Raw genomic sequence first — 21,351 nt, 5'->3', positions numbered from 1 at the left:
CCCCTGGAGTGAAGCATGAAGATCTACATCGCCGGGCCCATGCGCGGCCTTCCGCAGTTCAACTTTCCCGCCTTCGATCAGGCCGCATCCGTTTTGGAGTCGCTCGGGCATGAGGTTTTCAATCCGGCCGACCGTGACCGCTCAGTTGGCTTCACCACAAAGGGCATGACGGGAAACGAGAACCTGGCCGAGCATGGCTTCAGCCTCCGCGAAGCCCTCCACGCCGACACTCGGTGGATCAGCCTGCACGCGGATGCCATCGCGGTGCTCCCCGGGTGGGAGAAGTCCACTGGCGCGAAAGTTGAGGTGGCTCTTGGCCGTGCGCTCGGCATCCCGGTCGCCTATTGGAAGAACTTCAGCCAGTCCGGGCCGATCATCGAGATCCCGTCGGACTTGAAGCCGTCCGGAGCCCTGCCCGGCACGATCATCCGTGAGGCAGTCGCCCGAACCGAGGATGCGCTGAAGCGTATGAGCTTCGCTGCCAGCGGCGCGGTCGTCACGACCACCCGGTACACGAATAGCGCCAACGAGGTCCGCACCACGAGCTCCACCGGTGGCGAGAAGGGCACCAAGCCCGAACGCTACGACCTGATCCCGGTGGGCGCCTTGGCCACCGTCGCCGCACTCTATGGGCAGGGCGCCGCCAAGTATGCCGCGCACAACTGGCGCCGCGGGTATGAGTGGTCCAAGTCCTACGCCGCCCTGCAGCGGCACGCCACACAGTTCTGGAATGGTGAAGACAATGACGCCGAGATGGGCCTGCCGCACATGGCGTCCGTCGCGTTCCACGCCCTCGCACTGCTGACCTTCATGGAGGAACGTCCTGGCTTCGACGATCGTTTCAAAGTCGAAGGGGGCAGTAATGACTAAGCGAGTCGGCAACTGGCCCGACCCTATGTGAGCACCCAGCGCCAATCCTGGGCGAGAGATTGGCAACGCTGGACCCCGCCACGGTGCACCACGGCGGGGCCTGGCACTACGCCTTGTCCTTTACGGCAGCGTCTAGAAACCTGATCGGACTTGACCCGGTCAGGGAAAGGTCGATCTGACCTACACGCAAGCGGATGTCGAGACCGAAAACGGAGTTGGCGGCCGGCGGCCGGAGACCGATCGTGAACGAGCCGAGAGTCCCCATGATCGTGTTGTGGCCCTCAATGTCTCCGACCATGACGCTTTCCCCGAGGTGCTTGGACTCCAGCTCACTGGCCGGAATCTCGAAACTACCCTCAGGCATAACCCAGTTGACGCTAACCATATTGATCTCCTCATTTAGACGTGGCGTTTCAAAGAATTCCCCGGCCTAAGATGCACGGGGCGGAGTGGGCAAACCTCCGATATCAAGGGCCAGAATTGCGGCTCAGTCGGGAACATCCAGACGCGACGTCGCCATGACACCGCACTCCGGACATCGGAAGACGATCTTGTCGATGCCCTTGGGCTGCGGCACAACCTGCGTGGCCGGCGCCGACCGTCGGCAGCTTGGCACATGACGGAGCTTCGTCGGGATCACACCTGGCCCGCGATGGTCGTGTACCAGTCGCTCCAGGCGTCCAGCTCAGGTCCGGCGTTTGGGCACTTCGAGTTGCTGCACTTGTCGGGGATTTTCTGGAACTCCGGTATGCCTTCGTGGTCATAGTCCATGACCTTCGTAGTCCGGTACGTGATCTTGCTCCCGCAAGCCGTGCACACATCCACCATGAGCCATCCCCTATCTCGTTTTGACGTTGTGAGCGCCAGCATACTTCAGCGCACCGACAGTCCGAGCCAACACGTCCCGCCCAAGTGAGCCGTTACGTAAGATCACGGACCCAAGCGCGGCGAAATACACCGGAATCTATCGCCCCACGTCTACCGGAAGCAAGCAAGACAGGGCAATCACTTCACACACCACGGAGGCCCGCTGTGACCAAGATTGTCTGCCTGTGCGGCCTCGACAAGGTGTTCGTCGGGAACATCGCCATCTGCGAGCACTGCGACCGGCACTGCAAGAATCCGCAGACCTGCCAGCGCTGCAAGACGTACAGCGTGGAACTCTACAAGCGCATCCACAACGCCACGCCATGAGCAAGAGCGACCGTGACCATCGCGGGAGCCTGCGCTCAACGAAGCGATGCCCTGAGGCCCAGAACGGCGGATGCGGCTACTGCATGACGGGGACATGCAAGCGGGCATACCGGCGCACAATCCGCCGCCAAGCAAGTCGGACGTGTATCGAATACAAGCGAGAGGCCTCCAATGGCTAAGTCAGTCGGAAGCATCAGCATCACCGGATCCGTCACCATCGACGTCGCCGGCCACGCGGCCAGCATGGACTTCGCCCTCCCCATCGATACCCACATCGAATGCACCAAGGGAAACGCCCGGATCACGATCGACACCGAATCCCTGCACGCGAGCGTCGCCAAGCTGACGGAGTGGATCAACGCCTTCCCTAATCTGCCGTGACCGACCCCACCGGCCAGATCGGCATCCGCCGCCACAGCACGGGGCTCACGGCACAGTAACGAAAGGCGGCAGAGGTGACGCTCTCATGGGCGGAACTCGCCGCCAAGCAGTTCGAGACCGGCGCCGCGCCACGCTTCCCTACGCCCGGTGACCTCGCCCGCTTCCTGAACCCGCGCAGTGTGCAGACTCCCGCGCTGGACCTCATCGACCAGGCACTGCTCGACGCGTACGTCACTCCGGACTCCCGCACGATGATCTTCCTCGGCCCGCAGGAAGGCAAGTCCACCCGCGTCGCCGAAGTCTTCCCGCTCTGGGTGCTCTCACAGTCGCCCGACACCCGCATCGTCACGGCCTCCTATGCGATGTCGCTGGCCCGCCGCAACGGCCGCGCCATCCGCAATCACATCGAAACCCACGGCCGCGACCTCGGCGTCGCCATCCGGCCCGATGTGTCCGCCCAGTCCGAATGGCAGCTCGACGGCCACCGCGGCGGGCTCTACGCCGTCGGCATCGGCGGCGGGCTCACCGGACGGGCCGCAGACATGATGATCATCGATGACCCGCACTCCGGCATGGACACCGCCGAGTCCGAGACTTACCAGGTCCGGGCGTGGGACTGGTGGACGGGCACGGCATCGACCCGCCTGGCACCGGGCGCCCCCGTCGTTCTCATCATGACCCGCTGGCACCAGCTGGACCTCGCCGGCCGCCTGCTCGCTGCTGAGGACGGGCACCTCTGGAACGTCATCAACATCCCCGCCATGGCCGACCACAACCCTGACAAGGGCGAGAAAGACGTGCTGGGCCGCATGCCCGGCGAATACCTCGAGTCCACCCGGGGCCGCACCGCCGAACAGTGGGAAGCGATCCGCAAACGCGCCGGGTCCCGCGTCTGGAACGCCCTCTACCAGGGCCGCCCCGCACCGTCCGAAGGCGGCCTCTTCCGCCGCAAGGACTGGCAGTACTACAAGAACCCGCTCTGGATCGACACGGACGGCGTCTGCCGCACCACTGGATCCGCCGACGAACTGATCCTGTCGTGGGATATGGCGTTCAAGGCCAGCCAGAACAGCGACTTCGTGGCCGGGCAGGTCTGGCTCAAGCGCGGCGCCGACGCCTACCTGCTCGACCAGAAGCACGGGCGGCTGACCTTCACCGAGACGCTGAACGCGTTCGAGGCGATGGTCGCCAAGTGGCCCCAAGCCTCGGCCAAGCTCGTCGAAGAGGCCGCCAACGGCGCCGCGATCCTCGACTCCCTCAAGGGCAAGGTCCCCGGCCTGATCCCGGTCAAGGCCAAGGAGTCCAAGGAGGCCCGCGCCGCCGCCGTGACCCCGTTCATTGAGGCCGGCAACATCCACCTCCCGCACGTGTCCATCGCCCCGTGGATCGACGGGCTCGTGGAAGAGGCCGCGGCGTTCCCGAACGGCGCCCACGACGACCGGGTGGACGCGCTCACGCAGGCCCTAAACCGGCTGTTCCTCCGCGGCGGCCAAGGTAGCGCGTTCCTGAACGCCATGAAGTCCCGCGCCGAAGCATCCGGCACCGAAGTACCAAGCCATTCACGCAACTGGCGGCAAGTAGCCGCCGACCTCAAAAACAACCACTAGCCGGAAGGTGACCCCTTGGGAATTATGGATCTCTTCCGCGACGGGCTGATCAAACGGGCAGCGGGAACACCGCAGTCCATCAGTGATGCCCTAGTGGTTCAGGGGATGACAAACGGCGGCTCCATGGGCCCGGGCACTCCGGTCTCGCCCAGCCGAGGCTACAGCGTGCGCCCCCGCGCCACCGACTACCCCATGGGCGTCAACATCAGCACCCGCTCCCGCCAGGCGTGGGGCCGGACCAGCTACGACGTCCTGCGCGAGCTCATGCGCTCCTACGACATCGCGCAGATGTGCAAGAACCACAAGATCGACGAGCTGCGCTCCATGGAGCCGCTGTTCACCCCGATGGACGGCTTCAAGGGCGACGGCGAGGCCGCAGTGGCCGCCGCCCGCGCCGCACTGTCCTTCCCCGACCGCGAGCACTCATGGGATGAGTGGTTGTCGCTGTGGATCGACAACCTGCTCACCTTCGACTCCGGGCCCCTCTACCGGCGCCGGAACCGCGACGGCAAGATCATCGGCCTCGAAATCGTGGACGGCTCCACCATCTACCCGCTCATCGACGACCACGGCCGCCGCCCTCAGGCACCCGCCCCCGCATACCAGCAGGTCATCAAGGGCCAGGCGTCCGTGGACTTCACCGCGGAAGACATCACCTACGCCCGCTTCCGGCCGCAGACCGACTCCCCGTTCGGCATGGCGCCGCTCGAAGCGATCATGATGACCGTCAACACGGACATGCGCTTCCAGTGGCACCTGCTCCAGATGTTCACAGAGGGCAGCATCCCGGGCGGCTTCATGGAGGTCCCGCCGGACGTCAACTCCGCCGATCAGGTCGCCGAGTGGCAGGACTACTGGGACGCCACGTTCATGGGCGACCAGTCCATCGTGCACAAGCTCGTCGCCGTCCCCGCAGGCGCGAAATTCACCGGCACGGCCCCGGCAGCGTTCGACCCGGAGTTCCCCAAGTACCTTGCCATCAAGGTCGCAGGAGCATTCGGCGTCGTCCCGCAGGACCTGGGCCTCACCGACGACGTGAACCGCGCAACCGGGGAAACGCAGACCGACACCCAGTTCCGCGTCAACACCCTCCCCTGGGTCCGCTTCGTCGAGACGATCGTCACCCGCTACCTCCAGCACGACCTCGGACTCCCCGTCCAGGTGAAGCTGAACACCGGCCGCGACAAGGAAGACCGTCTCACCGAGGCGCAGGCGCACAAGGTCTACATCGAAATGGGAATGGAATCCCCGGATGAGGCCCGCGAGTCCATTCTCGGCCTGCCCGTCGACAACGAGCGCCCCGTCCCGCGTGGCCTTATCCTTCCCCGCCAGGGCTTTGTCCCCCTCGTCTCACTGCTTGCCATTTCCGGCAAGGTGGACACCGAGACGAAGGCCCCCGCCGACGACCAGCCGATCCCGGAGGTCCCGTTCGCCGGGACGCCCGGACTGCTGCCGGACAAGCTCCCCGGCTCACCCGAGTTCAAGCGTGCACCGATCAACCCGGACGAGCCACAGTTCCCCGAGTTGGAACACGAGCACCCCGAAACGGCCATCGTCACCAAACCAGTTACGAAGGAACTCACGGCAGGTGTCACGTCGGCCACCGGAATCACCGGCATCGACAGGGTCGAAGACGAGATCGAAAAGGCGGAGGCCACCGTCGCCGGAGCTGCCATCAAGGCATCCGACACCGGCCGCGTCCTCATGATCCAGCGCTACCTCGACCCGGAGGATCCGGCAGGCGGCACCTGGGAGTTCCCCGGCGGTCACCTCGACGCGGGCGAAACAGCCCAGGCCGCGGCCATCCGTGAGTGGGAGGAAGAAACGGGGCTCGACTTCCCGGCCGGCGCCACGCTGTCCGGCACGTGGGCATCCCCGGACGGCAACTACGCCGGGCACGTCTTCAAGGTCGCCACCGAGGCCTCGATCGCCATCAATACCGGCGACGGTGAAGACGGCGAGACGCTGGCATGGTTCCACCCGGACCACCTCGACGGCTTCCCCGCCCTGCGCGAGGAGCTCGCCGCCAACCTCCCCGAAGACGAGCTCGCCAAGGCAACCGCCCGCGAGCTGTCTAAGTTCCGTACCTTCACCAAGGCCCGGGCCAAGACCGGCAAATGGCGCGACTTCGAATTCACCGCAATCCCGGCCCCCGTCGCCAAGCACCTGAACGACCATGCGCGGGAATCCTTCACCAAGGACGATCCCGGGAGTGATGCCCGCCCAAAAGCTGGTACGCCTAGCTGGAGGGATGACCCCCCGGTTATGGCGCCACAGCACGCGGTGGACCTCGCCCTGACCGACTACTGGGCGCCGCAGATCAGGGACTCGCTCCTTGACATGTGGAAAGCCCAGGATCTGAACTCGGCCGTCACGGCCACGGACGGCGTCGGGGACATGGGTATCGGAGTCTTCCGGCAAGTCGCCCGGCAAGTCCTCTCCGGCGCAGTCCAGCCCTCCACCCTCGAACAGGTCATCTACAACGCATGGGCCGACGCCTACAACGTCGGCATCATGGCCGCCAAGGTCCAGATGGGCTCCATCCCGCCCGGATGGGACACATGGAAGCCCGGCATGACCGACGCCAACAAGATCACCGCTCTCGGCTGGAAAGAAGCCCTCCAGGACGCTGACATCACGCTCAAGGGCATCACCGACACCACGATGAACAAGCTGGCCTACCGGATCGCCGACGGCGTCAACGCAGGCTCACCGTCCGACCTGATCGGCGGGGAACTGGACGACATCCTCGGCGATCCGCTCCGCGCCGAACTCATCGCGCACACCGAGACCGCCCGGATGCTCACGAACGCCGCCATGGACCAGTACCGGCTCTTCGGCGTCAAGCAATGGGACCTCGTCACCTCCGCCGGCGCCTGCCCGATCTGCCTCAGCCTCGAGGATCAGAATCCGCACGAGGTCGGCGACGGCAAACAACCCCCGGTCCACCCCCGCTGCCGTTGCGCAGCATCACCACACCTCGACGGAACGGCCGCCAATGTCTGATCCTCAGCGATATGTTCTCGGCTTGGCCTACCAGGCGGGCCCGGATCCCCGGATCGCCACGGGCGCCGACGGCTCCCGTGACTTCTTCAGTCCGGAAGAGCTGGAGAAAGCCGCATGGGAGTTCCAGAAGTCCGCACGCTCCATCGGGCTCTTCCATGAGAACGGCACCGAAGGCCACGCCGACGTCGTCGAGTCGTACATCTACCGCGGCCCGGACTGGGACCTCGGCGACGGCGTCATCGTCAAGTCCGGGGACTGGCTACTCGGCGCCATCCTCGACGACGTCGCCTGGCAGTTGTACAAGGCCGGCGACATCACCGGATTCTCCCCGCAAGGCACGGCCAAGCGCCGCAAACCGACCATCGACCCAGTGAAAGCTGACCAACCATGACCATTCCCGAAGACATGTCGGAACTGGTGGACGTGAGCATTGACCGCGTCGACCTTGTTGGCAAGGCGGCCAACGGCCACCGGATGCTGATCGCCAAGTCCGCAGCCGACGAAACGCCCAGCCTCATCTCCCCGGCCACCGTCCGCGAGCTCATCAAGGAAGCCGACGCCGAGCCTCTTGCTAAGAATGACCTCGACGTCACCGCGCCTCTTGCTGAAGCGGACGACGACGAACTGGCCTCCGCCGTGCCCGGCTCCCCTGAGTGGGAATCCGTGGACGCCGCCACCGCGCAGAAGTGGATCGGGATCCTCGCCCGCGCCAAGAACGCCGTAGCCATCCTCGCCGAGCGCGAAGCCGTGGAGGCCGTCACGGCCGACGGGGACGCCAGTGGGAACGTGTGGAGCCTCGAAGACGCCGCATGGTCCATCGACAACGCCATCGGCATCCTCGCCGTCTTCGCCGCCGGGGAACAGGCCGAGGTCACCCTCGCCGCCGAATCGGTCACCAAGGCCGCGGCAGGGATCGACCCGGCCGATCTGGCCACCCTCGAGGGCATCACCCCGCTTATGAAGGCCGGCCGGGCACTCTCGGCAGCTAATGAGACGGCCCTGCGCGACGCCGCGGCGGCCATTCAGAAAGTCCTCGCCTCCCTTCCGGCCCCGGAAGAGGCCCCCATCGAAAAGGAAACCCCCGTGGCCGAAGAAACCACCGAAGTCCCCGTCGCGAAGGCCGAGAACCTCCTCGCCGTCCACGACTCCACCGGCAAGCTCATCGGCGTCATCGACCCCGCACAGCTCACCGCCGTCGACGGAGGCGCCGCCGCTGCTGAGGAAGCGGAAGAGTCCCCGGCAGAGGAAGCCTCCGAGCCGATCGAAGAGGCCGCCGCGGACTCCCCCAGCGACGAGGTCCAGCCCGAAGACGGCGCACCCGCCGAAGCCGAAGAGGAAGACGCCAAGGTCATCCCCGGCACGGAAACTGTCCAGTCCCCTGTCGAAAAGGGAACTGGTGAACACGTCACACAGGCACCTGATGTTGCCGCACTGCTCAAAGAGGCACTCGCCCCGCTGGTAAAGCAGCTCGAAGAATCATCTTCGCTGGCCAGCACGGTCGAGATCCTGAAGGAGCGCGTCGAAGCATTCGGGCGTGAACCTGACGACCGGAAGTCCCCTCTCCTCAACGGGGCCACCGGAACCGCCGGCCTTGCCAAACGCAGCGCCAGCGCAGACGAGCTGGTCGACCTGGCCAAGTCCGTCGAAATCGCCAAGGAAGCCGGTGACCCGTCGATGCTCGCGAATGCCGAACAGGCCCTCGCCTTCGCATCGATCAAGAACCGCTTCAACAGCTAGACCCCACGCCCCACCGCCAGCCCGTGTGCATGAACGCGGGCACTTCGGCAACCCCCAAAACATCTCCGAAAGGTTCCCCCGTGAACATGGACGACAAGTCCCTCGAAACCCTGGCCCTCATCAAGGCCCAGACCGCCGGCGTCACCTCCGGCACCGGCATCGTCGGTGTCGACCTGGGCGATCTCGTATCGCTCATCCCGGTCAATACCCCGTTCCTCAACTCTGTGCCGCGCAAGACCGCCACGGACGGCGCCAAGTTCGCCCAGTGGCGTGTGCTGACCAACATCAACAACCTTCAGGCCGACCCCGGCACCGCGTTCGACTACGCGGCCCCGCTGGCGCTCCTGAACGAGCTCGACGTCTCCGCCCCGTACGGCAAGCTCGGCTACGGCTACACCGTGACCCGCGACGCCATCAACTTCGCCAAGGGCTACGCCGACGCTCACGCCATCGCCGTCATGAACGCGATGAACCAGTACAAGATCGGCGCCGACCGCAAGCTCCTGCACGGCCAGGTCTTCGCGCTGCCGACCCCGGCGGCCCCGACCACGTCCACCGCCACCACGGGTGGCACCGTTGCGGCGGCCACCTACCTGATCAAGGCCGCGGCCCGCACCGGCTCGAACTTCAACTACGGCGGATCCACCGTGGCCTCCGCTCAGGGCTCGCAGGTCACCACGGGTGCCACGTCCACGCTGACCGCAACGGTTCCGGCCATCCCCGGCGCCGTCGCCTACGACTGGTACGTCAACGGCTTCTACAACACCACGACCACGGTCAACAAGATCGTCTGGACCTCCACCCCGGCCGGCTCCAACCAGCCCGTCCCGAACATCCCCGGCATCTACGGCGTCGCCCCGACGTCCGTCCCCGTCGCGGACTCCTCGGCCAAGGCGACCGACTTCAACGGCCTGCTCGCCACCCTCGCGGGTGACTACGCAACCGGCGGCGCAACGGGCCTCGTGACCCGCGGCTCCGGCACCAACTCCGGCGCGTCCTTCACGTCCCTCGACGGCGCGGCCTTCACCGGATCCGGCCAGTCCGTCAACGAACTGGACGCGCTGAACAGCACCCTGTTCAACAACATCCAGGCATCCCCGACGCGCTACCTCCTGTCCTCGCAGGAAGCGAACAGCATCTCCAAGCTGCTGCTCGCCAACGCAGGCGGCGGCACCACGTTCCTCACCCCGTCCAGCGACGGCCGCAACAACATCACGGCCGGCGGCTACATCGGCTCGTACATCAACAAGGCGGCCGGCGGCGTCCCCGTCCCGCTGGTGGTCCAGCCGAACCTGGCGCCGGGCACCCTGATCGCCGTCTCCGACTCCGGCGCACCGTTTGCCGGGGCGAACATCTCCAACGTCTTCGAAATGCGCCAGCTCGACGATGTCCAGGACTACCAGTACGCCACGAACCGCAACGCGGGCGTGGCCGGCGGCGGTCCCCGCAACGACGGTGAAGTCTTCTCCACCTCGGCCCTGATCAACCGTGCGCCCGTCGGCTGCGCGGTCATCAGCAACATCGCCGCCAACTAGGCCCAGCGGTAGTGCCCCCGGTGTGCGATTTGCACGCCGGGGGCACTACCCCACCCCAACCGCACAGGAGTCCCGTTGGCTATCATCCCGGCCCCAAACGTGGGCACCTACGCAACCCGCAGCCTCTACGTCTCACCCTCGGAGTTCAAGGCCGCCCCGACCGGCGTGGACGTATCCCAGCTCATCCCGCAGGGCAACCCGGCACAGCAGGCCGCGGCCCTCGTCATGCAGCTCCAGCGGGCCAGCGCCTACGCGGACAACTTCTGCCAGAAGGTCCTCGCCGCGACAGTCGACACGCAGGCGGGCTTCTACCGGGTCCAGAACCATCCCGCACTCGGCCCGGTCCTGAAGATCCCGCTGAACTACACGCCGATCATCGCTGTCTCGGACATCCGCACCGGCCCCACGCCCGGCTCCATGGCCGCCATGACGGACCTCTCCAACATATGGATCGATCGCAAGACCGTCACGGTCCCGTTCGGCGGCGGCTCCACCATGGGCCCGTCCTTCACTCGAGCATCCGGCAAGCAGTACGCGGCCGTGTCCTACATCAACGGATGGGCCAATACTTCGCTCGCATCCGCGGCCTCGCCCGGCGCAACCACCATCACAGTGGCCTCCACGCTCGGGATCATGCCCGGCATGCAGATCAACCTGCAAAACACGACCAACGCCGAAGTCGTCACCATCTCCACATCCTGGACACCGTCAAACACGGGCGCGACCGTCGCAGTGCCGATCAACGGCCCCGTCGTCGGCACCTACGCCACCGGGGACACCGTCACCGCACTACCGCAGGACATCAAGCAGGCCGTCATCCTCATCGCCAAGGCCCTGATCAAGACCCGCGGCTCCGAATCCATCGTCATCGCCTCCACCACCTCCCAGCCGGACCACATCGACAAGCTCGAAAACGGTGTCAGCTCCGACCTGGACATGGCCATGGACCTACTCAGCCCGCACAAGCGCGGCATCTGAGCCCACATTCCGGGAGCCCCCTCATGTGGGGATACGTGGCGGGGCTCCCTCCAAACCCAAAGGACCACCATGAGCGCCACGACCGTCACCGCGGCCATTCAGTCCTTCCTCGCCGGGACACCCGGCATCACCACGCTGTACAAGGACGCGCCGTGGGAGATGACCGGGGACAACTGGCAAACCAATGCCCTGCCCGGCACCCCCGCATTCATCCACCTCGACCACTCCTCGGAGTCGCGCATCGCGCTCGGCGGCGAGCACGGCGGCTGGAAGCAGGTGGACTACACAGTCTCCCTCGTCCTCCTCTACCAGTACGTCATCCCCTCCGACGTTGCCAGCAAGGACGTCTGGGTTGACGGCCTGAATGATCTGCTCGACAAGGTCGTGACCCGCATCCGCTCCGACCGGGCCTTCGGTTCCGCCGGCGGCGCCCCGATCTTCGAGGCGGGCAACCAGGATCAGGGCATCCAGATCGCCCGCGACCTGCCGCACTGGGATGTCGGCGGAGGCAAGGTCCGATCCTGGGTCCGGGTCGAATTCAAGGTCACCGAGATGATCGAAGCGTAGTGGCCACCGTCCGCTCCCGGATGGCGCGGCGCCGGGCGCCAGTCCGGAAGACGCGGATTGTCCGTGTCAAGGTCCACAAACACCACCCCCGCCGCTACGCAGGCGTCAAAGGCGCCACGCCCAGCCACCGGAAGGCCAAGGTCAACAAGACCGGCCGACACCACCGCTTCCTCGGCCGGAAGAAGCACGTCGGGCCCCGCGCCGCACGCGGCCACGCTGCGCCCCGCCTCCGCAAGGGCCGTCACGGGCACCGCAAGTTCCGCGGCCGGAAGAAATCCCTGCACCCGCGCCACACCCGCGCCGGTCTGCACCGGAAATTCAGGGGCCGGAAATACCACGGCCGCCACGTCAAGCCCGGCCTGCACCGCAAATACCTCGGCCGTAAAACGACGCACCACAAGGGCCGCATCAGTAGGCCCAAGCCCGCGACGCAGCCGATCAGCAGCGCGTCCTACCTGTCCATGTTCTAGGAGAACCCGTCATGCCCCAATACCACTTCACCGGAATCTACCCGCGGGTACTGATCGGCCTCTCACAGGGCGTCAACGCCGACCTGACCCCGGCCGAGGGCGAGGCCCCCGTCCATGGCGTCACGATCGAAGCCCGACCCGGCGATGTCGTCCGCACCGACGAGCCCTACGAGCACCCCGAGCTGGCCGAGGCCCCTGTAGATCCGCCGCCCACCGAATCCGACGGCGCGCCGATCCCGGCCCCGGAACCGGTCGTGCCGATTCAGCTCGTCGCCACCGAAGACCCCGCCCACGACGCCATGACAGCTGAAGGCGCCCCCGCCCCGGCCGAACCCACCGCCTAACTGAAAGAACCCCGACATGCCCACAAACTTCCCCCGGCCCGGCAGCCAGCAGTGGTTCGGCCTCGCCAAAGAAACGACCTACGGCACGCCCGTGGCCACCCCCACCATGTGGATTCCCGTTGACTCCCCCAAATGGGAGCCGAAGGTCACACCCCTCGTTGACCAGGCCCTGCGCGGCATGATGGGCACCGACTACGGCCAGGCACAGGGCATGCGCCACGACGAGCTGTCCTACAAGACGATGATCTACGCCGACACGATCTTCCCCCACCTCATGGCCATCCTCGGCGGCACGGACACGATGACCGGCACCACCCCCACCGTGACCCACGCCGTCTCCCTGAACAACACCTCCAGCTCCACCCTGGCAGGCCAGCCCTCGAGCTACACCGGCTTCCTGTACCAGTTGGACGGCAAGGTCGTTCAAATCCCCGGCATGGTCATCTCCGACCTGAAGATCACCTTCAAGGCTGACACCCTGCCGACCGTGGACGCCACCTGGATTGGCCTGCCCGGAGCGTTCATCACCGCCCCCACCAACACGCCCTCCACCCTGCCGCCCATGCCGCCCTTCACCGCCACCATCACCGTCGGCGGCGTGGCAGCCACCCAGTACAGCGATTGCAGCTTCGACATCAAGCGCTCCACCGCGCCCGTCGCCGTCCTCAATGGCACCCAGTCACCGCTGGCCATCTTCGCCGGCCCGCTTTCCGTCTCCGGCTCGCTGCTCGCGATCTATCAGGGAACCGCTGACACTGATCTTGCAGCCCTACTCAGCAACACGCAGCCGACGCTCTCTGTGGCCCTGTACCAGCAGGGGGACGCAACCCATCCGCTGACACTGCAGTGCTCCAAGATCGCTTACGACTCCGCGGCGCCAGCCGGGTCGAACACGTCGTTCGCAACGATCGCCACCAGCTTCAAGGCGCTCATGAACAGCACGGACGCGCTCGACGGCAAGCTCTCACCGATCCAGGCCAAGATCATCAACGCCCAGTCGACCGCGTACTAAACCCCACCGCGGCGGGCGCCCCTGCAGGCGCCCGCCGCACCCCTTATCCCCAAGGAGTATCCCCATGTCCCACACCGTGGAAATCCCCGGCGGCACCGCCGAACTGTTCGACCGCAAAGAACTCACCCCGCGCCGCCGCATCCCGGCCAAGGCCATCCTCTACCGCGCCGACGACCTCCTGACCAAGATCGCCATGGCCCGCCGCGTCGAAACACCCTCCGGTGTCGAAGAGAACCCGGCCCTTGACGGGCCCGCCGTCCGGCTCACCCAGTACGAGGCCGAGACGCTCGAACATCTCCAGTACGCCACAACCTGGGGATGGCTAAAGTCGTGGACCCTCGACATCCCGCTCCCGGCCACATGGGAAGACCTCCTCGACATCCCCTCCGACATCACCGACTCGCTGAACATCGCCGTGCAGAAGCTCGGCAGCCCGGATGCCGCTTCTGACTTCGAGATTAACTCCGAGACCCTCGCGGACAAGGAGTCTTTTACTGGGCGGCCCGGCGACTCAAAGACGTCCTCAGCGGCGACCGGGAAGCGTCGGAGCTCGACCCCGAAACGCTAAACCTCGTCAAGGCGCGGCTCTGGATCAGAACCTACGGCGGCACCTACGCCGACTACATGGACACCCCCGAATGGGTCATCGAGATGATGCTCCGGCTCGATGATATGTACTCGGCCCGCGCTCCGGCGCCACTCGACGGCGATTTCACTCCGACCATCAGTTAGGCCCTCCCATGACCGGATATGACATCGCATGGAAGGGCCTCGGCGATCTGGAGAAGGCGTTCGTCCGGGCCGGTGTGCAGGCGGACGCCGCCGCCCGGGAAAACGTCCGCGTCGCGGCTATGACCCTCGTCCGGGACGCCCAGAACAACTTCGAAGGCTCCCACAAAAAGGGCCAGCCGCACGTTGGCGGGAGCAAGCCCAACATTGTCACCGGCAACCTGCGCCGCTCCATCATGGCCGACAGCCTCAGGCACACCGCCATGGGCGGCTACACCACCAGCGTCGGCCCAACCCTGAAATACGGCCGCCGCGTTGAGCTAGGGCTCGCCCCCACGGGCGCCTACCCATACTTCGGACCCGCCGCCGCGCACCTGCGCACCGAAATGGCAGCCATCGCCACCGCCAACTGGGCGCGATTCATCAAATTCTAAACAGCCCCGGAGGCCTCCATGTCGTTCCTTCCCCCTGTCGTCATGGAGATCCGGGCGAACGCGGCACAGTTCCTCTCCGAGCAGGGCAAGGTCGTCGCCGCCGCCAAGGCGACCGCCAGCGAAACCGAAGCCGCCGCCCAGAAGGAAGCCGCAGCCGCCCGCACCGCCGCCGCCGAAGCAAAGCGAGCCTCGGAACAGCAGATTCTCGCCGCCGAAACTTCTGCCAGGGCGTCCACCGTCGCCGCGGACAAGCGCATCGCCGCCGAAGTGCGAGCCACCGAGGCTCAGGCGAAGGCCGTCCAGATGCAGGCCGACTCCCTCGGCGTCATGACCGCATCCCAGCAGGCCGCCTACGACAAGCAGGTCGCCGCCGCAGGCCGGGCGGCCAACGCCGTCGAACTCGCCGCCGCCCGTGAAGCTCAGGCCCAGGACGCGGCTGCCGCCTCGGCAACCGCAGCCTCGGCCGCGCAGGTCCGGGCCGCGGAGCTTCAGATCGTCGCCACGGAGCGGGCCGCCGCCGCGCAGGAAGTCGCAGCGACCCGCTCCAAGACCGCCATGGCCGCAGTGGTGGGCATGTCCAACAAGATCACCGCAGTCTCCCTGCTGGCAGGCGCGGCCATCGCCGTCGGCGCCACCGAAATGGCGGCCAAGTTCGAGAAGTCAACCATGCTGCTCGTGACGGCGGGTGGTGAATCCATGGGCGCCCTCGATGGCGTCCGCAAGGGCATCCTCGACATCTCCACCTCCACCGGCACCTCGGCGGAGCAGATGTCCGAGGGCATGTACATCATGGAGAAGGCTGGCTACCGGGGGGCGGCCGGCCTCGCGGCGCTGAAGGCCTCCGCGCAGGGCGCCAAGGATGAGAACGTCGACCTCGCCACCATGTCCCAGGCCGTCACAGACGTGCTGCTGGACTACGGCTACAAAATGGACACCGTGGCGCATGCCACGGACTCATCCGTCCGGGTCACCAATATGCTCGTCGCCGCATCGGGTGCCGCGAAAACCACGATGCAGGATTTCGCGGCCTCCATGGCCGCGGTAATCCCGATCGGCTCGACCGCGAAGATCGGCTTCGACCAACTCGGCGGCGCCATCGCCACGATGACCCAGCACGGGCAGACCGCACAGCAGTCCTCGCAGAACCTCGCCAACCTCGTCCAGTCCTTTGTGCGGCCCTCCAACATGGCCTCCGCCGCCATGTCCCAGATGGGCATCGACACCACCGACCTCGCAGTGCACCTCGGCGAGCGCGGCCTCTCCGGATCCCTGAAGATCGTATCCGACCAGATCCTCAAGCACATGGGCCCGGACGGGACAATCCTTCAGTCGACCATGAAGGAAAACGCCAACGCCACGGCGGCCATGCAAAAGATCATCGCGCAGATGCCCCCGGACCTCGCCCGGATGTCTCAGGGCCTGCTTGACGGGTCCGTGTCCATCAAGGAATACAGCAAGGCCACCAAAGACTCCGGCGGCACAGCAGGCGCCCTCGGGCTCCAGCTGGCCGGGCTCTACAAGGCGAACTCCGGCGTCAACGACTCCCTCAAGGCCGGGCGTCCGGCGATTGAGACCTACAACGCGGCCATGCGCGACGTCTTCGGGAACGTCACCGCTGCCCGCGCCGCGACAATGCTCCTGATGAACGACAGCCACGAGTTCGAGGCCAACATCAAGGCCATCGGCGAGGCCGGCCAGAAAACCGGGCAGGACATCTCCACCTGGGCCGACATGCAGGAAACCCTGTCCGTCCAGATGAACCAGACCAAGCAGATGGTCGCCAACCTCGGCATCGAAATCGGCACCAAGCTCATCCCTGTGGCCAAGGACCTCATTGGCGGCTTCACAGACGTATTCCACGGCTTCGAGCAAGGCAACCCGGTGCTACTGAGCCTGGCCGCCCTTCTCGGCGGGGCCGTGACCCTCAGCGTCGTCAACTTCACCATCAACATGGTCAAGGCTGGCATCGCCACGGTGGTTCAGCTGGGGGAAATGGGCGCAGCCTCCATCCTTATGGGCCAAAAATTCATCGCAGGCTTCCTGTCTGCCAGCGCCGCTACATCCTCCTTCACAGGCAATGCGGGAACCCTGGGCGGTGTACTCCGTTCCGGGCTCGGCCCGGCACTTGCCGGCGTGGGAATCGTGGCCGGTATCGCAGCGGTGGGGCTCGCAATCATCAGCGCCAACACAGTCCATGCCACCGTCGACGTCGAGAAAATGACCAAGGCGCTCGTGGACTTCGCCGATGCCGGGAACAGTGCCGGCAAGGTTGAGCTCGATGCCCAGTTCTCCAACTGGGACACCGTTTTCGGCCACGCCACCTCCGACGTCACAGACCTAGACGGGGCCATCAGGAACTTCACCCACCTGGACTTCAACCAGTCCGTCAATCACTGGATGGATGATCTGGCCGGGCACCTGAATCAAGCCAAAACCGAGGCCGGTCAGACCGAGGACAAATTCAAGTCCATGGGTGACCAACTCGGCAAGATGGTCAGCGGCGGCTCAGCCGATACAGCCGCCAGAGTCTTCGACAAGCTCGCCCTGTCGTTCACTAACAACGGCAAGACCGCGCAGGACGCCCTCGACGTGATGCCCGGCTACAAGCAAGCACTCAACGACAGCGCCCACGCTGCCGGGCAAAACCTCTCCCAGCAGGAGATGCTCGAGTTCGCCATGGGCAGGGTGCCCAAGGTGATGCTCGACGCGATGGACTCGACGCAGAAATATACGGATGCCTCAGGCCACGTCAAGGCCATCACCCCGGACCTGCAAAAGTCACTCGAAGCTGCAGGCGTCTCCGCTGATGGCCTTGTGACGAACGTCGAAAGGATCCTGCCCGCCATGCAAATGGCAGGCCTGGCCACAGAGTCCGCAGCGAAGGCCGACTCCAAGTATCAGGAAGCGATCGAGAAAGCCAACGGCGCCGTAGCGGACCTCATCAAGAGCAACGTCGACGTTTCGAACGCACTGACAGATGGTGCGGCGAACTTCAACACGCACTCGGAGGCTGGACGGAAACTCCAGGACACCTATTTCGGCGTCAAGGATGCAGGCGATGAGATGGCCAAACAGGCCGCAACGCACGGAGTGAATGCACAGAAGGACGTCTCCGCGGCTCTGCAAAACACCTACGACAACCTGGTGAATTCCGGCCATCAAATGGGCATCGTTGGCACACATGCCGACGATCTGGCCCGGCAGGTCATGGGCATCCCGCCCGGCGTGGACATCAAGACGTGGATGGACAGCCAGGCCCGGGCAGAGGCGGACAAGCTCAAGGGCGCCATGGATGCCATCGACCCGGTCAAGAGGATTCAGGTCCTCATCGACACTTACCGGACCGACCACGGAACCAAGGCCCTCAATGACGCCCAGAACGGCGGCCCCGGCGGATACACGGGCGGCGCGGTCAGCTCGATCATGGGCATGGTCGACGGCGGAGTCATCCCCGGCACCCCACCGTCACGGCCCAACGTGGACAACATCCTCGCGATGGTCAACGGCAAGCCACTGCAGGTCCGCTCCGGTGAGTTCATCACGAACGAGCCACAGACCAAGGCGAACCTGCCCTGGCTCAAAGCGAGCAACGCCGGGCTGAACATCGGCGACGCCATGCGCTCACGCTTCGCCGCCGGCTACGTCAGCGGCGCAGCGCAACCCTCAGCGGCAGTGGCCCAGTCCGTCAATCAGGGCGGCCACGGGCCCATCACCATCAACGCGCAGACCAACGCAACGGCAGGGCAGATCTCCAACGAGCTGTCCTGGATCCTGCGCACCAGCTAACGAAAGGGGTCCCTCGTGGCCTACACCTACCCGGCAATGGTCGCTTGGGACCCCCAAAGCAACAAAGTCGTCAAGAACACGCTCTTTCAGGTGTATGCAACCTCCGACACCGCGTTCACCACCCCGCTTGCGATCACAGACCCCTTCGGGAACCCGATCGCCAGCAACATCCTCAACTCCGGAGCGCAGGGCGTATTCCCCCAGTTCCAACAGGCTCTGAACTCCGCCGTCGTCCTGACTGATTCCATCCACACCTACGCGTGGACCGTCGCGTGCACACAGGTAGGCGCTGCGTTTCGCTGGGCGCCGAACACCCCCTATGCCGCAGGGCAGCAGGTCATCGCCCCGAACGGCGACCCCGTTTCCGCGATCTCCACCTTCACGTCCGGGGCCTCCTACTCCGCCACAAACTGGAACCCTTCGGTACAGGACACCAGGCTGACCGCTGTTGAAACGAAGAACACGGCGCAGGACGGGCGTCTGACCATCCTGGAATCTACGACCGTCCCGCAGGCGTTGACGGACGCGAAAACCTACACGGACGGCCAGGTAGCAACAGACCGCGGCCGGTTGACTACGGTTGAGGGCGTCGCGGGGAACGCCGCACCGTACTGGAAAGCATCGACCGCGTACACGGCAGGGCAGCGCGTCGTTGCACCGAATGGGGATGTCGTTTCCGCGATTGCCAACTTCACGTCCGGGGCCTCCTACTCCGCGACGAACTGGACCGCCTCAACCCAGGACGGGCGCATTGCCGCCACCGAGACCGGACTGGCCAGCGTCCCCGCGCAGACCGGCACGAGCATTGAACAGTTCGCCGGCACTGATGACCGGGCTCTGCGCCCTGTCGACAGCATGACGTGGCCGATCCCCTTCATGGACAAAGACGGCTACATGGCCGGCGCCTTCGACGCTAACGGTGCTCTCAATCTGTTCAAGGCACCCGTCCTGCCAGTCGGATCGCTGCCTATCGAATCGTTCGATACGGGCATGGGCCTGCGGACGCTCGACCCCAACAGTGGCTACGTCTTCGGTCTCATGGACCAGGACGGGTACATGGCCGCCGGGCTCTCCCTCGACGGATACTTCACCGTGTTCAAGGGGGCGGCGGCCGGCGCGTCCTCCGTGTCGTCCAGGACGAAGATTCTATGCGTCGGCGACTCCCTGACCCGCGGCTACACCGGCTCGACGGCGTGGGACATCGCGGACTCCTACCCTTCCAAGCTCGCGGGACTTTTGCCGGACGTTTCGGTTGTCAACCAAGGTTTCGGCGGTAACCCGGTCGATGAAATCAGACTCCGGGTCGCGGCCCTGAAGCTGTACCTGACGCCTGTGGGCGGTGTGATCCCGGCCTCCGGAGCGGTGGATGTCACCACCCGTCAGGCTATCGGGTGGGTCCCCGGCAACACGGTCAGCCTCAACGGCTCGCTGCTGGGAGTCTCCGGGACGTTCACCCGCTCACCGACCAGCATGACCTTCACCCGGAGCTCGTCGGGCGCGTCCGTCACTGTCTCCACACCGGCCCCGCTGCTGATCAGCAAGCCGGATTACAGCGGCTACACGGCGATCATCTGGACCGGTCGCAACGATGTCTCCTACGGGTGCCTCGGCCATGAGAAGACGGTGCCGGACCATGTTGTGGCGGCCAGTATCGAGTTCATCGAATGGCTGTCACCGCACATACGCCAGTTCGCCATCGTGGGAACGACCAACCGCGTCGATGAGCCACGCGGCACGGACAAGTACAACCAGGTCATTGAGATCAACACCCGGCTTGCAGCGCTATACCCCGGCAAATACATCAACGTCCGCGACTATCTCGTCAACCACGCCATCTACGACGCGGGGATGACGCCAACCCAGGCGGACCTTGACGCCATGGCGAACGACACCCCGCCCCCGTCAATCATGGACGGCGGCAGCCACTACAACATCCCCATCGCGCCGTTGCTCGCGCAGAACGTCTTTTACCCCTACCTGACTAAGAAAGGTCTGATCTGATGCCAGGTCTAGGAATTGTTGCCCCCGTCAGCTTCGGAGACGCCACACTCCCGCAGCTCGACATCACCCCACTCCTGCGTGTGCCTGGAGCGTCCTCTGACTGGGCCGTGGACAAGGTCTCCGCAGGTCCCGTGGCCACGTGGTACGGCATGGTCCAGGCCGGACAGATGGTCGCCCCCACGGTGGCGTCCCAGCGGCCCAACCTGACCACAGACGGTGTCACCGGCCGGAAGATCATGCACTTCGACGGGGTCAACCAGCGGTTCGACGCGACATTGTCGCTGTCCGGGGCGAAAACGCTGGTGGTTGTCGGGCGCCTCCCGCTTGCCGCTAACTCGTCCTACCTCATCACGGGCGGCACCGGGCCGTCCTTCAACCTCTACATCGGCAGCAACGGGAAGTTCGCCTCGACGGCGGGCACCACACTGGCGAGCACCGTGACAGCAGACGGAAACATGCACGTCTTCATCTTCGTCTCCAACGGGACATCCTCTGTGTTCAGCGTAGACGGGGTTGAGGTTGCGGGTGCAGCAGGCACCTCAACGGCAACAGGCTTGCGGGTCGCCGCGACTTCGACCGTGTACGCGCAGGCGGATGTGCAGCGGATAGCTGTTGTCCCTTACGCCGCAACGTCCGCTCAGCGCGCAGCAATACTCGCACAGATGAAGAGCCAGTACGGTCTCTAACGCAGGACGGCACC

20 protein-coding genes are annotated in these 21,351 nt (G+C 65.5%); 18 read left to right on the top strand and 2 right to left on the bottom strand.

The window, feature by feature from the left end; translation table 11 throughout:
* The first annotated feature begins 15 nt into the window (after window positions 1-15).
* On the top strand, window positions 16-870 hold the full coding sequence (locus tag ACQCSY_RS16115) for a dATP/dGTP diphosphohydrolase domain-containing protein (RefSeq protein WP_427130333.1): 855 nt from the start codon (window positions 16-18) through the stop codon (window positions 868-870).
* 106 nt (window positions 871-976) lie between these two features.
* On the opposite strand, the gene ACQCSY_RS16110 is transcribed toward ACQCSY_RS16115, so the two are convergent.
* Both ACQCSY_RS16110 and ACQCSY_RS16105 read right to left on the bottom strand, forming a co-directional pair.
* On the bottom strand, window positions 977-1,234 hold the full coding sequence (locus ACQCSY_RS16110; RefSeq protein WP_427130331.1) for a hypothetical protein: 258 nt from the start codon (window positions 1,232-1,234) through the stop codon (window positions 977-979).
* A 272-nt stretch (window positions 1,235-1,506) separates the two neighbouring features.
* Window positions 1,507-1,698 carry a hypothetical protein gene (locus ACQCSY_RS16105; protein WP_427130329.1) on the bottom strand — a complete coding sequence of 64 codons (192 nt, stop codon included), beginning with the start codon at window positions 1,696-1,698 and terminating at the stop codon, window positions 1,507-1,509.
* Between the two features lie 204 nt (window positions 1,699-1,902).
* On the opposite strand from ACQCSY_RS16105, the gene ACQCSY_RS16100 reads away from it, so the two are divergent.
* From ACQCSY_RS16100 to ACQCSY_RS16020, 17 genes are all read left to right on the top strand, one after another.
* Entirely contained in the window at window positions 1,903-2,064 is a 162-nt protein-coding gene (locus ACQCSY_RS16100; RefSeq protein ID WP_427130327.1) for a hypothetical protein, read from the top strand.
* 171 nt (window positions 2,065-2,235) lie between these two features.
* Entirely contained in the window at window positions 2,236-2,445 is a 210-nt protein-coding gene (locus ACQCSY_RS16095) for a hypothetical protein (RefSeq protein ID WP_427130325.1), read from the top strand.
* Window positions 2,446-2,519: 74 nt separating this feature from the next.
* Window positions 2,520-4,052 (top strand): phage terminase large subunit, encoded by a 1,533-nt coding sequence (gene terL, locus ACQCSY_RS16090; RefSeq protein WP_427130323.1) that lies wholly within the window; start codon window positions 2,520-2,522, stop codon window positions 4,050-4,052.
* Window positions 4,053-4,076: 24 nt separating this feature from the next.
* Window positions 4,077-7,058, top strand: coding sequence for a phage portal protein (locus ACQCSY_RS16085; RefSeq protein ID WP_427135878.1), 2,982 nt, complete (start codon window positions 4,077-4,079; stop codon window positions 7,056-7,058).
* Complete coding sequence (locus tag ACQCSY_RS16080; RefSeq protein WP_427130321.1) at window positions 7,051-7,449, top strand: XkdF-like putative serine protease domain-containing protein; 399 nt, start codon at window positions 7,051-7,053, stop codon at window positions 7,447-7,449. The genes ACQCSY_RS16085 and ACQCSY_RS16080 overlap by 8 nt, the downstream gene beginning before the upstream one ends.
* On the top strand, window positions 7,446-8,795 hold the full coding sequence (locus ACQCSY_RS16075; protein ID WP_427130319.1) for a hypothetical protein: 1,350 nt from the start codon (window positions 7,446-7,448) through the stop codon (window positions 8,793-8,795). The genes ACQCSY_RS16080 and ACQCSY_RS16075 overlap by 4 nt, the downstream gene beginning before the upstream one ends.
* 80 nt (window positions 8,796-8,875) lie before the next feature.
* Window positions 8,876-10,330 carry a hypothetical protein gene (locus ACQCSY_RS16070; protein WP_427130317.1) on the top strand — a complete coding sequence of 485 codons (1,455 nt, stop codon included), beginning with the start codon at window positions 8,876-8,878 and terminating at the stop codon, window positions 10,328-10,330.
* A 75-nt stretch (window positions 10,331-10,405) separates the two neighbouring features.
* Complete coding sequence (locus ACQCSY_RS16065; protein WP_427130315.1) at window positions 10,406-11,308, top strand: hypothetical protein; 903 nt, start codon at window positions 10,406-10,408, stop codon at window positions 11,306-11,308.
* A 69-nt stretch (window positions 11,309-11,377) separates the two neighbouring features.
* A complete protein-coding gene (locus ACQCSY_RS16060; protein WP_427130313.1) occupies window positions 11,378-11,875 on the top strand; it encodes a hypothetical protein in 498 nt (165 codons plus the stop codon).
* Entirely contained in the window at window positions 11,875-12,345 is a 471-nt protein-coding gene (locus ACQCSY_RS16055) for a hypothetical protein (protein ID WP_427130311.1), read from the top strand. Before ACQCSY_RS16060 ends, ACQCSY_RS16055 begins: the two co-directional genes overlap by 1 nt.
* An 11-nt stretch (window positions 12,346-12,356) precedes the next feature.
* A complete protein-coding gene (locus ACQCSY_RS16050) occupies window positions 12,357-12,689 on the top strand; it encodes a hypothetical protein (protein ID WP_427130309.1) in 333 nt (110 codons plus the stop codon).
* A gap of 16 nt (window positions 12,690-12,705) precedes the next feature.
* Window positions 12,706-13,701 (top strand): phage tail tube protein, encoded by a 996-nt coding sequence (locus ACQCSY_RS16045; RefSeq protein ID WP_427130307.1) that lies wholly within the window; start codon window positions 12,706-12,708, stop codon window positions 13,699-13,701.
* Window positions 13,702-13,765: 64 nt separating this feature from the next.
* Entirely contained in the window at window positions 13,766-14,269 is a 504-nt protein-coding gene (locus ACQCSY_RS16040; RefSeq protein ID WP_427130305.1) for a hypothetical protein, read from the top strand.
* 172 nt (window positions 14,270-14,441) lie between these two features.
* Window positions 14,442-14,864 (top strand): HK97 gp10 family phage protein, encoded by a 423-nt coding sequence (locus tag ACQCSY_RS16035; RefSeq protein WP_427130304.1) that lies wholly within the window; start codon window positions 14,442-14,444, stop codon window positions 14,862-14,864.
* Between the two features lie 18 nt (window positions 14,865-14,882).
* Entirely contained in the window at window positions 14,883-18,650 is a 3,768-nt protein-coding gene (locus tag ACQCSY_RS16030; RefSeq protein ID WP_427130302.1) for a phage tail tape measure protein, read from the top strand.
* Between the two features lie 15 nt (window positions 18,651-18,665).
* A complete protein-coding gene (locus ACQCSY_RS16025; protein WP_427130300.1) occupies window positions 18,666-20,651 on the top strand; it encodes a hypothetical protein in 1,986 nt (661 codons plus the stop codon).
* Window positions 20,651-21,337 (top strand): hypothetical protein, encoded by a 687-nt coding sequence (locus ACQCSY_RS16020; protein ID WP_427130299.1) that lies wholly within the window; start codon window positions 20,651-20,653, stop codon window positions 21,335-21,337. Before ACQCSY_RS16025 ends, ACQCSY_RS16020 begins: the two co-directional genes overlap by 1 nt.
* Window positions 21,338-21,351: the final 14 nt, after the last annotated feature.

Origin of the sequence: Pseudarthrobacter sp. S9 (assembly GCF_050156545.1) — a bacterium.
Lineage (GTDB): Bacteria > Actinomycetota > Actinomycetes > Actinomycetales > Micrococcaceae > Arthrobacter.
The sequence above is the reverse complement of the archived record's forward strand: the minus strand, read 5'-3'. Positions and strand labels throughout refer to the sequence as shown.